The sequence below is a fragment of the Thalassotalea euphylliae genome, from assembly GCF_003390335.1.
In the GTDB taxonomy this organism is placed as follows: Bacteria; Pseudomonadota; Gammaproteobacteria; order Enterobacterales; family Alteromonadaceae; genus Thalassotalea_F; species Thalassotalea_F euphylliae_B.
In genome coordinates, this window is the sequence record NZ_QUOU01000001.1 from 3,485,721 (window position 1) to 3,500,557 (window position 14,837).

At 46.4% G+C, this 14,837-nt stretch carries 13 protein-coding genes; 10 read left to right on the forward strand and 3 right to left on the reverse strand.

Annotation, left to right across the window (positions count from 1 at the left end):
• The first annotated feature begins 145 nt into the window (after positions 1-145).
• On the forward strand, positions 146-1,333 hold the full coding sequence (gene metK, locus DXX93_RS15280; RefSeq protein WP_116008852.1) for a methionine adenosyltransferase: 1,188 nt from the start codon (positions 146-148) through the stop codon (positions 1,331-1,333).
• 106 nt (positions 1,334-1,439) lie between these two features.
• Here metK and DXX93_RS15285 read toward each other — a convergent pair whose 3' ends face one another.
• The 3 genes from DXX93_RS15285 to DXX93_RS15295 all read right to left on the reverse strand — a co-directional run bounded on the left by DXX93_RS15285 (position 1,440) and on the right by DXX93_RS15295 (position 6,108).
• Positions 1,440-3,950 (reverse strand): ABC transporter permease, encoded by a 2,511-nt coding sequence (locus tag DXX93_RS15285; RefSeq protein ID WP_116008853.1) that lies wholly within the window; start codon positions 3,948-3,950, stop codon positions 1,440-1,442.
• A 14-nt stretch (positions 3,951-3,964) separates the two neighbouring features.
• Positions 3,965-4,645 (reverse strand): ABC transporter ATP-binding protein, encoded by a 681-nt coding sequence (locus DXX93_RS15290; protein WP_116008854.1) that lies wholly within the window; start codon positions 4,643-4,645, stop codon positions 3,965-3,967.
• A 107-nt stretch (positions 4,646-4,752) separates the two neighbouring features.
• Positions 4,753-6,108 (reverse strand): efflux RND transporter periplasmic adaptor subunit, encoded by a 1,356-nt coding sequence (locus tag DXX93_RS15295; protein WP_116008855.1) that lies wholly within the window; start codon positions 6,106-6,108, stop codon positions 4,753-4,755.
• Between the two features lie 367 nt (positions 6,109-6,475).
• Between DXX93_RS15295 and DXX93_RS15300 the strand changes: the two genes are divergently transcribed.
• The 9 genes from DXX93_RS15300 to DXX93_RS15340 all read left to right on the forward strand — a co-directional run bounded on the left by DXX93_RS15300 (position 6,476) and on the right by DXX93_RS15340 (position 14,575).
• The gene (locus DXX93_RS15300; protein WP_116008856.1) at positions 6,476-7,882 is read left to right on the forward strand and encodes a sigma-54-dependent transcriptional regulator; all 1,407 of its coding nucleotides are present in this window, start codon (positions 6,476-6,478) and stop codon (positions 7,880-7,882) included.
• On the forward strand, positions 7,872-9,314 hold the full coding sequence (locus tag DXX93_RS15305) for a sensor histidine kinase (protein ID WP_116008857.1): 1,443 nt from the start codon (positions 7,872-7,874) through the stop codon (positions 9,312-9,314). Before DXX93_RS15300 ends, DXX93_RS15305 begins: the two co-directional genes overlap by 11 nt.
• Before the next feature lie 132 nt (positions 9,315-9,446).
• A complete protein-coding gene (locus DXX93_RS15310) occupies positions 9,447-9,749 on the forward strand; it encodes a hypothetical protein (RefSeq protein WP_116008858.1) in 303 nt (100 codons plus the stop codon).
• Positions 9,750-9,858: 109 nt separating this feature from the next.
• Complete coding sequence (gene rsmE / locus DXX93_RS15315; RefSeq protein WP_116008859.1) at positions 9,859-10,626, forward strand: 16S rRNA (uracil(1498)-N(3))-methyltransferase; 768 nt, start codon at positions 9,859-9,861, stop codon at positions 10,624-10,626.
• A gap of 8 nt (positions 10,627-10,634) precedes the next feature.
• Positions 10,635-11,588, forward strand: coding sequence for a glutathione synthase (gene gshB, locus DXX93_RS15320; RefSeq protein ID WP_116008860.1), 954 nt, complete (start codon positions 10,635-10,637; stop codon positions 11,586-11,588).
• Between the two features lie 66 nt (positions 11,589-11,654).
• A complete protein-coding gene (locus tag DXX93_RS15325; protein ID WP_116008861.1) occupies positions 11,655-12,209 on the forward strand; it encodes a YqgE/AlgH family protein in 555 nt (184 codons plus the stop codon).
• A gap of 172 nt (positions 12,210-12,381) precedes the next feature.
• Positions 12,382-12,825: a Holliday junction resolvase RuvX gene (gene ruvX / locus DXX93_RS15330; protein WP_116008862.1), complete on the forward strand. Its 444-nt coding sequence runs from the start codon at positions 12,382-12,384 to the stop codon at positions 12,823-12,825.
• 62 nt (positions 12,826-12,887) lie between these two features.
• A complete protein-coding gene (locus DXX93_RS15335; RefSeq protein ID WP_147302701.1) occupies positions 12,888-13,847 on the forward strand; it encodes an AEC family transporter in 960 nt (319 codons plus the stop codon).
• Positions 13,848-13,885: 38 nt separating this feature from the next.
• On the forward strand, positions 13,886-14,575 hold the full coding sequence (locus tag DXX93_RS15340; protein WP_116008864.1) for a pseudouridine synthase: 690 nt from the start codon (positions 13,886-13,888) through the stop codon (positions 14,573-14,575).
• Positions 14,576-14,837: the final 262 nt, after the last annotated feature.

Sequence of the window (14,837 nt, forward strand, 5' to 3'; positions counted from 1 at the left end):
TTCAAGTAGAATGGCGAAAAATTTGTCGGAAGCTGTTTTAAGCGGCATTGGTCGTTAGCCTCACTAGCGCGGTTAATGAATACCGTTAACAACTAAAATTGCCAAACGACAACAATCACACTCTTTCAATGATAATTGAGGTTTTATGTCTAGACACCTATTCACCTCTGAATCTGTTTCAGAAGGTCACCCGGATAAAATTGCCGATCAAATTTCTGATGCGGTATTAGACGCCATTATTGCGCGTGACAAGCACGCCCGTGTTGCTTGTGAAACTATGGTTAAAACAGGCGTTGCGATTATCTCAGGTGAGATTTCAACGTCAGCCTGGGTTGATTTAGAAAGCCTAACGCGTAAAGTGATCAGCGACATTGGTTACACTTCGTCAGACGTTGGTTTTGACGGCGAAACTTGTGGCATTATGAACCTGATTGGTCAGCAATCATCAGAGATTGCGCAAGGTGTTGATCGCGCTAAGCCAGAAGAGCAAGGTGCTGGTGACCAAGGCTTAATGTTTGGTTACGCCACTAACGAAACACCAACTTACATGCCTGCGCCGCTTTACTACTCTCACTTATTGGTTGAGCGCCAAGCAGAAGTGCGTAAATCAGGGGTATTACCTTGGTTACGTCCAGACGCAAAATCGCAAGTGACGTTTGTATACGAAGACAACAAGCCAGTTGCCATTGATGCTGTGGTTTTATCAACCCAGCACAATCCTGATATTACGCAGGACATGTTGCACGACGCGGTAATGGAAAACATTATCAAGCACGTGTTACCTGAAGAGTTGCTAACGGAAGAGACTAAATACTTTATCAACCCAACCGGTAGCTTTGTCATTGGTGGCCCAGTCGGTGACTGTGGTTTAACGGGCCGTAAGATTATTGTTGATACCTACGGCGGTATGGCACGTCACGGTGGTGGTGCATTCTCAGGTAAAGATCCATCAAAAGTTGACCGCAGTGCGGCATACGCAGGTCGTTATGTTGCGAAAAACATTGTTGCAGCAGGTCTTGCTGAACGCTGTGAAATTCAAGTGTCTTACGCCATTGGTGTGGCTGAGCCAACGTCAATTACGGTAGAAACCTTTGGTACGGGCAAAGTTGCAGAAGACAAGCTAGTTGAGCTGGTTCGCGAGCACTTCGACTTACGCCCATACGGCATTACCAAGATGCTTGACTTGCTACACCCTATGTACCAAGAAACAGCTGCTTACGGCCACTTTGGTCGTGAACCATACGAAAAAACCGTTGATGGTGAAACCTTCACGGCGTTTAGTTGGGAAAAAACCGACAAAGCTGACGCACTTCGCGCTGCGGCGGGTTTGTAAGCCACGTATACCCCATTGCGAAAAAGCGCTAACGTTAATCACGTTAGCGCTTTTTTTATACCCTGAATTCAAGTCACATTCAGGTTTTAAACGCTTGGTTTAAGCGTTATTCATACCTGAGCGCATGAACAGGATTGCGGCGCGCAACCCAAGCGGCATTGCCGCCAACGGTCAGCCAAGCGATCACTAGAGATAAAACGCCAACACCTAGGCAAATTGGTGCAATCCACCATGCATCAATGCGATATGGGAATGCTTGCAACCAGGTTAGCATAAAGTAAGTTGCGAGTGGCCAAGCAATAATATTAGCGAGCATGACCGGCTTTGAGAACTGCCATATCAACAACTTAACAATATCAGCTACGCTTGCGCCCATCACTTTTCTGATGCCAATTTCTTTCGTACGCCGCTCAACAGTGAATGCCGACAAACCATACAGCCCCAGACAAGCAACGATAATTGCCAGCACAGAGAAAGCGAGAAATAAATGGGCAGTGGTTCGCTCATCCTGATACTGGGCAGCCATCATTTCAGATAAAAACTGCAAATTGATCGGATGCTGCGGCACATTGCGTTGCCAAATTTCCTCCACCTTGCGCACGAGCGCAGGCAGATCTTGAGTATTAAAAGCAATATTAGCGACTCGGAAACGCTCTGGGTTAAGCATAAACACAGTTGCGCGAATACCAAATTTCATTGAGCGAAAGTGAATATCTGGTATCACGCCAATCACCCTAAACTGATGGCTCTGGTTAACTAATGTTTTGCCGATAATGCTTTCAGGGGCACTAAAACCAAGCTTTTTAACCGCAGTTAAATTGAGAATAATACTTGCCTGCAATTTTTCTTCCTGTGTTTCGGGCGCGTGAATAATGCGATCCGTGCCAAATTCTTCACTAAACAATCGCCCGGCAATCGGTTTAACTTTATAGGCTTCAAAAAAACCAAAGTCCATGTTGTGATAGTTAAGGAACATTGGCTCGACCACATCGCCATAATCATTTGGCTCAAGTAGCCTAAACTGATCATTATTTTCGTCGTCTTGTGTTGGAGCTTCCGAGCTAAAGGTCACTGAATTGACTTGGGGTAAGCTAAGCAACTCTTGGCGCAAGCGCTCTGCTCTATCCGCTGCAGTGCGCACGTTAAGGATGAGTTTATCGTTACTGGTAAAGCCGACATCAGCCATGGTTGAGTATAAGGTTTGTCCATACACTACAACTGTAGCAACGACTAAGGTGATGGACGCCGCAAACTGCGTGACCACCAAGACACCGCGCATTTTCGCTGAGCTTGCCGACTCACTCGCCTTACTCGCTTTTAAAATATGGCCGGGTAAAAAACGCGATAAATACAATGCTGGATAAATGCCTGCAAGAATCCCCACCAGAGTAGCAATTGACATAAGTGCCAGCAGCAAGCTTGGATCATCAAACAGTTGAAGTTGCAAATTCTTGCCAATAACTTGGTTATAAAACGGCAAAATAAGCTCTGATGCGGCAACAGCAAATAGCAGTGCAACAAACACTAAAATGACAGCTTCACTGAGAAATTGAACGGCAACCTGTCCACGCGATGCGCCAAGTACTTTGCGCATGGCAACTTCTTTTGCTCTCTTACCCGCTTTAGCGGTCGCAAGGTTCATAAAATTAATGCCGGCGATGATCAATACGATCAAAGCAACAATTGAAAAAGTGCGAATTAAGTTAGCATCGCCCATTGGGGATAAGTCCCCTAAATTGCCCGCGTCTTGTTTAGCATTCAGGTGCAAATCAGTAAGCTTCATCACCTTAATATTGAAAAAGTCAGTAACCTTTCTGTCAGCTGCTTTGTCACCAATAATTTGCTGAAACATCTGGCCAAATGGGCTCTCATTGTCCAACCAATAGCTAATCCGCTCTTGAAATTGCGCAGCACTCACTTGCGGTTTTAATTTAAAATAAGTGTAAACATTTACGCTGGTCCAAGTATCTAGAACATTATTACCTGGCGGAAACAGCGCTGGTTGCAAGTAAAACAACATATTAATATCAAGGTGCGTTTCACTGGGTAGATCTTTGACCACGCCAGTAATTGCTACGTCAACGGGTCCTTGAGAGCCAACACAGCAGACAGAAAGCGTTTCACCAATAACATCTGTACGGCCGAAATATTTATTCGCGAGCGCCTCGGTAATCACTAAGTGCATTGGCTGGCTAAACGAAGACTGACGATCGCCATGAACAAAGGGCAACTGGAAAACGTCTAAAAAGCTGCCATCGGCCATAGTGATCGCCTCATCAAAAATGTTTTCACCTTTGCGAATAGTTAAATTCCATTGAATCAGCCGAACGCCCGTTTCAACTTCTGCACGTGCATAATCTCGCACTGCCTCCATAATGCGACCTGGCGATCTTACGGTTAAAAATGGCTGTCGATCTGGCATGGTATAAGCGGTATGAATACGCACAACTTGATCGCTCTGTGGCAACCATTTGTCATAGCCAGTCTCAGCCCTGACAAATAGCATGATCAAAATACAGCTCATTAACCCAACCGCTAAACCAAAAATATTGATGGCAGAAAACACACCATTTTTAACGATGTTACGCCATGCTGTTATTACGTAATTTCTAAACATGTCAACTCCCTCACTTAGGCCGCCCGAGTATTTTCGAGCACAACATGGCCATCAAATAAGTTAATGGTGCGTTTGGCGTAATCCGCATGCGCCGGGCTATGAGTGACCATGACGATAGTGGTGCCGCCATCGTTCAGCGTGCGCAGCATTTCCATCACTTCTTGACCATGGGCACTATCGAGGTTCCCCGTTGGCTCATCCGCCAAAATAAGCTGCTGATCACCGACTATGGCTCGCGCCACGGCAACGCGCTGCTGTTGACCACCAGAAAGCTGGCTCGGCATATGGCCAGCGCGATGCCCAATCCCCACTTGATCCATGATTTTACTGACGCGTGCTTTGCGCTCTGCTGCGGGAATCTTGTGATAAAGCAAGGCAAGCTCGATATTTTCCGCCACCGTTAGCTCGTCAATTAAATTGAAGTTTTGAAAAATAAAGCCAATATGCTTTTTACGTAGACTCGCCAGCTGACCTTCCCGATAGCCAGAGACATCTTCGCCATTAAAGTAATAACGACCAGAACTCGGGGAATCTAACATGCCAATGGTGTTTAACAGAGTTGATTTGCCACAGCCTGATGGTCCCATAATGGCAACAAATTCTCCTTGGCCAATTTCAATGTTAACGCCATTGAGCGCCAGCGTTTCCACCTCTTGAGTTTGATAAACACGGGATAAATTATGTAGTTTTAGCATTGGTTTGTTCCTGTAATACGTTGTAATTTCGTCTGTTATTTATCTTGGGCAAGCGCTATCGAGCACCCAAGAGCACAAAACATAGGTTGCTTGAGCTATTTACTCGGCTATTTACTAGCTAAGACCAGCCGTTCAATATCGCGATAGCTGCTGTAAGGACTTGTGATCACTCGCTCACCTTGCTCTAAGCCATCAAGCACTTCGATAAACTGATTATTGCGACGCCCCAAACGCACACTGCGCTTAACCGCTTCACTGCCATCATCACTCACCACAAACACCCATTTACCGCCAGTGTCTTGATAAAACGCGCCATTAGGTAACAGTAAGGCTTTGCTGGCATCGCCTAGCGTGAGTTTGGTTTGTACGGTTTGACCACGGCGAATACCGTTTGGCTGTTCGCCACTAAAGGTAAAGTCCACTTCAAACTGGCCGTTTTGCACTTGCGGGTATATTTTGCTGATGGTTAACGGATATTGTTCAAAGACTGCGGCTTGCCCTATATCGACGCGGCCAAGGTAGAATTCGTCAATAAAAGCGGTAACTTTGTAATCGTTGGGTGTATCAATTTGCCCAAGGCGCTCGCCACGGCCAATACTCTGGCCAACTTCAATATTAAAGCCCGAGAGCTTGCCCGAAACTGGCGCGCGCACCTTCATATTTTCTAAGTTTTCACGTGAAATGGCTAAGTTACTCTCTAAACGCTCACCCGTTTGCTTTAAAAACGCCAGTTGCGATTCCTGCATACGCGTGTCTGACGCTTGGCTTTCGAGCGTTACCTCGCGCTGATTTTTGTACCACTGCAAGGTATCACGGGTATCATCAAACTGAGATTGCGAAACCGCCCCACTGGTCACTAATTCCTGCTCACGCGCCACTTGCCGAGTAAGTAATTTGATTTGATGCTCAATATCAATCAAATTGCGTTTGTGGCGCAGTCGGTTTTGCTCAAGACTAAGCTCAATTGAGCGCATATTGTTAAGCTGCTCTGCCACTCTTGCCTCATTTCCTAGTACGCTAAGTTGCAGGGAAGCGTTAGACAGCTCGACAATCAAGTCGCCTGCTTCCAGTGCCGCGCCATCTTCAACGAGAATACGCTCTACGCGCCCCCCTTCAATGGCGTCGAGAAATAAGGTTTTGGCAGGTGCGACTCGCCCCCGCACCGGAATAAAGTCTTCAAATGTGCCACGGCTTACGGCTGAAATCACAACGCGCTGGCTACTGACACTTAACATCTTTCCACCTGTTTGCCCGCTAATTCCCGCAAGTAACCAAACAAGAATACCAATGGCAACGCCACCCCACACAAACTTAGGCCAGGGTGATTTCTGTTTAGCAATTTTGCGATCCATACCAGCGCCAGCTCGCACTTGGCTTGAGTCGGCTTGCGCTTGGCTTGAACCAGCTTGAAGGATTGCCTCTTGTTTGGCCTTTTTGCTTACGGCTTTTAGTGAATTATTCATATCGCTGTCTTAGTGTTCGTCTTTTGTTTAACTCGCTGATTTAACCTATTGGCTTTAAAGGCTATTTTTACCTCGACTCATTTACCTAGCGCCATTTTCCTAAAATTACTTTCCTCGAGCCAAGGGGGCACAAGGTGAGTAACTTTTTAGGGGGATTGGCGTAATCCTTGCCCTATCAAGGTTATCGATGTGCTGTAGTACACAACAAGAATCACACCAACAAAACAAGATACTGTTTTAATTAACTTTTTATTTTATACAGTGTGATTTATCGTGAAATAACTGTACGTTTTTGAACACTAGGTGTACGTTAATGAACAGTTTGCAAAGGCAAGATAGCTAAGAGAAAGAAGCCAAAGGAAAACCGGTGAAACAAAACGCCCAAATTTTAATTGTTGACGACGACCAAGATATTCTGATCGCCGGCAAGTTATTACTCAAACGTAAATTTAGCCATGTCGATATTTGCAATCGGCCTGAGCAATTGCCCAGTTTACTGGCCGATAAAGCGTATGACCTTGTCTTGCTCGACATGAATTTTGGCCCCGGCGAAAGCTCCGGCGAGCAAGGGTTTTATTGGCTTGGTCAAATTCAGCAATTAGCGCCTGATGTGGTAGTGGTGATGATCACTGCGCACGGCGGCGTCGATATCGCGGTCGACGCCATCAAGCAAGGGGCAACGGATTTTATCGCTAAGCCTTGGCACAATGAAAAAGTTATCGCTACCGTGACCACCGCACTTGAGCTAAAACGCACGCGCCAAGAATCACAGCAACTCAAAGTTGCTAACCAAGCGTTAGTGCAGGCGACAACAACCGCCAGTGACACCATTATAGGCAGCTCGCCAGCCATGCAACAGGTGCATTCGCTGGTCAGTCGCGCCGCGCCCACAGATGCCAATGTATTAATTTTGGGCGAAAATGGTACGGGGAAAGAGCTGATCGCCCGTGACATCCACCGCCACAGCCAGCGCGCCGAGCAAGTGTTTCTTTCCGTGGATCTTGGCGCGATATCTGAAAACCTGTTCGAAAGTGAATTGTTTGGCCATAAAAAAGGAGCATTTACCGGCGCGCAACAAGATCGTATCGGCAAAATCAAAGCCGCCGAAGGTGGCACGCTGTTTTTGGATGAAATAGGCAACTTGCCGCTGCATTTGCAAGCCAAATTACTAACCGTACTAGCGCAGCGCAAAGTCACGCCGCTTGGCAGCAATCATGAAGAGCCTTTTAACGTCCGAATTGTCGCCGCAACCAATGTCAGCAAAGCCAAGTTAAGCGATGAAAGTTATTTTCGCCAAGACTTGCTGTTTCGCCTCAATACCGTTGAAATCACTTTACCGCCGCTGCGCGAGCGCCATACCGATATTCCTGCCATCGCTGCGCATTTTATTGCCCTGTATGGCAAAAAATATCAAAAGCCATCGCTACAACTTAACAATGATGCCAAACAAGCGATCACAATCTATTCATGGCCGGGCAATATTCGCGCTCTGCGCCATGCCGTTGAGCGCGCCGTAATCTTGTGTGACACAGACACACTAACGCCACAAGACTTTCAACTAACGACTGAGCAGCAGGCGATACTTCATCAAAGCCCGCGAAATACAGCACCTGAATCTGTTGTTTTGCCTGATGAGTTGAACCTCGAAGCGATTGAGAAAATAGCCATTGCACAGGCGCTGAAAAAACATGGCTACAATATTAGCCATACCGCCAAAGAGCTTGGTTTAACGCGCGCTGCGCTGTATCGCCGGATGGAAAAACATGGGCTTTAAACACTTTTCACTGCGCATTATCGCCCGAACGATTCTGGCGATGGTGTCCTTGCTATTTTTGGTGTTCTTTATCAGCCAGCCGGGTTACCACGCTGCGAGTATGCTGCTCGCGACACTGGTGGTTAGCCAACTTTTCGAATTAATTCGCTATGTCAACAAAACCAATGGCGAGTTAGTGCGCTTTTTTGATGCCGCCCGTCACGCGGATTATTCACAGCGCTTTGATTTAAGCAAACTCGGTACTGGTTTTGACGAACTCGGCCAAGCCTTTGGCGATATTCTTGGCCGCTTGCAACAAGCGAGTAACCAAAAAGAAGAAAGCTTACGTCACTTAAAAGCTGTGGTTGAACACGTACCTGTGCCACTCATCAGCTTGGTGTCTAACCCCAAATGCCCAGACGAAAAGAGCACAGACGAAAAGTCAGCAAATCAAAAGCTTACCTTGTGGAACAACAGCGCGCGGCGATTGTTTGGCACACATTCAGTGACTAAACTCAGCGACCTTGATCAATTTGACACCGATGTTATTCACACCAGCTTTAGTCATCACCTCGCAACCCTCACCCCAGGAGAGCGCTCGCTGATCACGATAAAAATCGACGACACACCACACCAACTCAGTATTGCCGCAACGGCTATTACCATAGGCCAACAGCAAGAATTATTGATCAGCTTGCAAGATATTCAATCAGAGCTGGACGCCGCACAGCTGAGCGCATGGCAAGACCTAGTGCGAGTGCTCACTCACGAAATTATGAATAGCATCACCCCCGTTGCTTCGCTCGCTAAAACAGCCGTTGATTTAGTGGATGATGTTGCCGAGCAAGTGGCCAGCCAACCAGCGCTAGTGGCTGAGCTTAGCGATATTACTGACGCAGTGAATACCGTTGCCAGACGCAGTGACGGCCTGATGCAGTTCGTCACTAGCTACCGCCGGTTAACTCGATTACCGCCCCCGAACAAGCAAACTATTTCGCTGGTCAATTTATTTGAAAATGTCGAGCGACTTGCCTGCCAGCATTGGCCGAGCAAAGGCATTACATACCAGTTTAACGCTTCACCGCCGAGCTTACCCCTTAATGCTGATAACGATATGCTTGAGCAAGTGCTGATTAACTTGCTGCAAAATGCCGAGCACGCAGTGGCGGGGGTTAGCCAAGCTAATATCACAGTCAATGCCAGCCTAAACAGTCGCGGCCGCGTGATTATTGAAGTGAGTGATAATGGCATCGGTATCGACCAAGCGATTGCTGAAAAGATTTTCGTACCATTTTTTACCACCAAGCGCGATGGCTCGGGTGTTGGCTTAGCGCTAACGCGACAAATTATGCTCGCGCACGGCGGCTTTATTAGCTTAGCGAATAAAACATCAAATTCAGCTGTGGTGGCAGAAGCAAATCAAAGCGGCAGTATTTTTAGGCTAACGTTTTAGGCTGACTTTTTAGGGTTACTGTTTAAACTTGAGGTTAGTTGATAACAAGCAAGGGGGAGTATTGTAAAAATACGCAATTTCAGCGTGCACTGTTAAGCTTTATTGCATACCTTGCTTACGGTGGTCACAGCTATGCAGCCGACAGATCCCAATTTGTCCCTTATCGCTATCTACGCACTTACGCTAGTGTTAATCGTTGCCCTGCTTATTTCCGCGATTGCGGCCATCGTTGCGATTAAAAATGCCCCAGAGGCGGCGTCAAAGTCACTTAAAGAGTTCTTCAATGGTGGGAACTCGTTAAAAATTCTGACCGTATTTGCGATTTTAGTAACTGCCGCCTATCTCGCACTAGCAGGTCAATTATCGGAGGCCGCCATCGCCCTACTCAGCTCGATTGCGGGTTACGTGCTTGGTTCATTAAAAAACGATAGCTAGGGCATGAATATCATTAGCTCAGAATATTTTGTCATGCAGCCTTGTATTTTTGCTTCTCAGCCCCTATTTAATTTGCATTCTAACAAGCTGATTTATCACCAATATCGCGATGCGCAACCCTCGAATTTACCTTAATCAGGCATTAGCCGTGAATACTCAAGTGCAATTATCTGATGATGCCTTAGGTCATGTAGTCAGAGTCTTGCGATTGGGCGAAGGTGATCCAATCACCTTGTTTAACGGCTTGCCTAAAGATCAAGCAAGTGGTGACACAGCTCAGCAGCAGTATACTCAGTATCAAGCTAGGCTGGTTAATGTCAGCAAAAAGCAGGCATTTGCCGAGATTGAAAGCGAGCAAATGGTTAACAACGAGTCGCCGCTTAATATTCATTTAGGGCAAGGTATTTCTCGTGGTGATCGCATGGATTTTACCTTGCAAAAATCGGTTGAGTTAGGTGTACAAACTATCACTCCGCTGTTTACCGAACGCTGCGGTGTTAAGCTAACTGGTGACAGGCTCAAGAAAAAGCAAGAACAGTGGCAGAAAATAGTGATTAGTGCTTGTGAGCAAAGTGGTCGCTGTTTTGTCCCTGAGGTCAAAGCACCGATCAGCCTAGCCGAGTGGCAGGCGCAGCAAACCGATGCGTTAAAATTAAATTTACACCCACGCGCAGCACATTCAATTATGAGTTTGCCCGTGGAAACTGAGCAAGTGCGTTTGCTGATTGGCCCAGAAGGTGGGCTAAGCGATGACGAAATCAGCAGCGCCCGCGATGCCGGCTTTACCGATGTATTACTTGGGCCGCGCGTGTTAAGAACAGAAACTGCCGCGCTTACTGCGATCACGGCATTACAGTGTCGCTTTGGCGATTTATAGGAATAAATATGACGATTAAACTTGGGGTCGTAATGGACCCAATTTCTGAAGTAAAAGTACAAAAAGACTCGTCAATGGCGATGATGTTGGAAGCACAGCAACGCGGCTACCAACTGTTTTATATCGAAATGAACGATTTATACCTTGAACAAGGTGAGTGTCGCTCAACCGTACGCCCTGTTAAAGTTTATGATGACGCTGATCACTGGTACGACTTAGAAGAAGCGCAAGATATCTCATTAACCGAGTTAGACGCGGTATTAATGCGTAAAGATCCGCCATTTGATACCGAATACATCTACGCAACTTACATGCTAGAGCGTGCCGAACAAGCGGGTACGCTGATTGTTAACAAGCCGCAAAGTTTACGCGATTGTAACGAAAAATTATTTACCGCTTGGTTCCCAGAGCTAACACCAAAAACCTTAGTAACTCGCAGCAGCGAGCGCATTCGCGAATTTCATCGCCAAGAAAAGGATGTCATCATCAAGCCGCTTGACGGCATGGGGGGGGCATCTATTTTTCGCATCAAAGAAGGCGATGCCAATGTCGGTGTGATCATTGAAACCTTAACCGCACATGGCAGTCAATATGCTATGGTACAAGAGTACATGCCCGCGATTAAAGATGGCGACAAACGCATCTTAATCGTTAACGGTGAAGTCATGCCATACTGTTTAGCACGTATTCCTGCGCAAGGGGAAACACGTGGTAATCTGGCAGCAGGTGGCAGCGGTGAGCCAAGACCATTATCCGCCGGTGACAAGTTGATTGCGGAAACCATTGCCCCTGAGCTGAAAAAACGCGGCTTGTTCTTTGTTGGCCTTGATGTAATTGGCGATAAAGTGACTGAAATTAACGTTACCAGCCCAACCTGCATTCGCGAAATTGAAGCGGCCTTTGCCATTAATATTTCGGGTAAATTGATGGATGCTATCGAGCAAGCCTTGGCGCAGCGATAGTCTATTCGCCCTAACAAATCGAGTACCAAGACAAAGCACCATAAAATATAGAAAAAGGAGCACACGATGGAAAGTTTAGAAAATCAGTTGTTAATTGCTATGCCAACCATGGGTGATCCTTTTTTTAGTCGTACGGTGACCTACATTTGTGAGCACAACGACGATGGCGCGATGGGGCTTATCATCAATTTACCCGTTGAGTTAACCTTAAATGAACTACTCGAACAAATTGATGCCGATAAGCCGCAACTTCCCTCGCTTGAACAGCAAGTACTCACTGGCGGCCCCGTGGCGCAGCAGCGTGGTTTTGTCTTGCACAGTCCGCAAAATTGCTGGTCTAGCTCGTTGGCGTTAAGTGATGAAGTGATGATCACCACCTCAAAAGATATTCTCATGGCACTAGGCACTGAGCAAGCGCCGCCACAGTTTATGGTAACCTTGGGTTACGCGGGTTGGGGGCCTGGCCAGCTGGAAAAAGAGATCGCTGAAAATTCATGGCTAACGACCCCTGCCGACAATGAAATATTATTTGAAACCCCGATTGAGCAGCGCTGGCAGAAGGCGACAGCAAAGCTAGGTATCGACCTTGCTCACCTGTCATCAGAAGTGGGGCACGCTTAGTCACAAGCTCAAACACATTAAGGCGGCTTGGAATTGGTGACGATTCTAATTACCGCCAACAAAGTGTAAACTTGTTACCTATTTTCACTCCCATAAAAGCTCGGCTTATTAGCATTACTGCAAGCCAAAGCGCTTTTATCGCGTTCACAAAAGTATCTAGAGAGTTATATCAATGGCGAAAAGCAAACGTCCAATTGGCGAGCGTACAGCGTTAGGCTTTGATTTTGGTAAAAAATATATCGGGGTTGCCATTGGTCAAGAAATTACCGGCACAGCCTCCCCTTTAGGCTCGGTAAAAGCCAAAGACGGTATTCCCCAGTGGGACGAACTAAGCCAATATATTGAGCAATGGCAGCCAGATTATTTGATTGTTGGTCTACCGCTCAATATGGATGGCAGCGAACAACAATTAACGCGTGATGCGAAAAAGTTCGGCAATCGCTTGTTTGGCCGCTACGGTATCAATGTCGAATTCAACGATGAACGCTTAACCACAGCAGCAGCGAAGGAATCTCTATTTGCACGCGGTGGTTACCGCAATCTCGCAAAAGACAATATTGACGCAGAGTCGGCAAAACTGATTGTCGAAAGTTACTTTGAGCAGATGTATGACTAAAATAACCGCTCAACATACGTTTGACATACCTGTTTGGAAATACCTACTCGGAAGCACAGCGCTTGAGTAATATTTTCACGATCATTAGCCCGCTCTTAGCACTGGCGCTGATTGGCTACCTTATCGCTAAACGCCAATGGCTTAATGACGCTCAACTTAGCGGATTAAGCAAAGTCACCTTTGTAATTTTTATCCCGGCATTTTTGTTTTATCGCATGGCTACCGCAGACTTAGCCAGTGTACTAAACCCGCTGCCGATTGCCGCTTTTTACCTGCCAGTACTGACCTGTTTTGCCCTCGGTTTCATCCTAAACCATTGGCTTCATCCCGAGTATAAAAAGCACAGAAGAGGCTCTGCGGTATTTGCGCTCGGTAGCAGTTACTCCAACAATGTGATTGTTGGCCTCCCCCTACTTTTATTGGTGATTGGCGACCAAGCCCTCCCCACTATTTTTCTGATTGTGACCTTCCACAGCGCTATGTTATTCGCGCTAACGAGTGCCATTGCCGCTAGCCAAGCCAATAGCACACAAGCAAAAAACAGTAAACGGGGCATCAACTGGCTCGCTTTTATCAAGCAAACCATCACCAATCCATTGGTCTTTGGTATTCTCTCAGGCCTACTGGTGAATGCCGCAGGTATCCAAATTCCAGCATTAGTGGCTCGCCCATTAGACATGCTGGGGCAACCCGCTATTACGCTTGCCTTAATCGCCCTTGGCTCGTCTATTGCCAAATACGATATCCGCGGTGAACGCCGTTTTATTGCGCTGGCTAGCACGATAAAACTTATGCTCTTGCCGCTGCTGGTTTACCTGACAGCAAAGCACGCTTTAGCACTAGATACCTTGATCGTACAAGTGCTAGTGATACTCAGTGCTTGCCCAACTGGCGTTAATGCTTACCTGATCGCACAGCAGCATCAAGTGCACCGTAAAGCGGTTGCCAGTAGTGTCGTTGTGAGCACAGTAGCATCCGTTATGACTTTGCCACTTTGGTTGGTTTGGCTGAACTTGGTCTAAGCTACACCACTTAAAAATATGAAATCAGCAAGAAGTAAATGTCCCTAAGCACCAGCCGCATTGATAAATTTATCGCCCAACACCTCAATATTGCACGTAAGCAAGTACGCGTGATTATTGCGCAGCAACGGGTTGTTGTTGATGATATTGTCGTCACACATGTTGATCAGCAGATCAATAAATTTTCGGTTATTGCACTTGATGGCAAAGTTATTCAGCGAGAAACGGCTCACTACTTGATGTTACATAAACCTGTGGGGGTCGTCTGCGCCACAACTGATAAGCAGCACAAAACGGTGATTGATTTAATCGACGAGTCCTTCAAAAAGCAACTACACATCGTTGGTCGACTGGATCTCAATACCTCAGGCTTAGTGCTGTTAACAAATGATAGTCGCTGGTCTGAGGCGTTAACCGATCCAAAGCACAAAGTTGAAAAGCACTATCAGGTAACCCTCGCCAATAAGCTCACGCCAGAGTACATCACGGCGTTTGCTGACGGGATGTATTTTGGTTGTGAAGATATCACCACACAGCCTGCCAGACTAACGATTCTCGACGATTACCGCGCCCATGTTGTGTTAACCGAAGGAAAGTATCATCAAATTAAACGTATGTTTGGCCGATTTCGCAATCCGGTATTAGCACTACACCGAAGCAGGATTGGCAGCTTTGAGCTACCTGATTCACTCTTGCCAGGACAATACAAAGCACTCGACATTAGTTAACCTCAATTAGTTAACCCAAAATTATGCCCACACAGCCTTCCCTTAAACTCAAAGTGTATGACATAGCTAACTCACTGCGCTTGCTCATAATTTCCAAAAATTGATGTAAATCAAAAACCTTTTAGTTAATAAAATATACCGTTCGACTTATCCTCCGAGATAGCTATTATCGCAAAACCAAATAGAATACAGGTCGCAAATAATAATTATTTGCAATTACATTGCTTTTATCGGTCAATTTATTTACTCTATTGCGCGATTG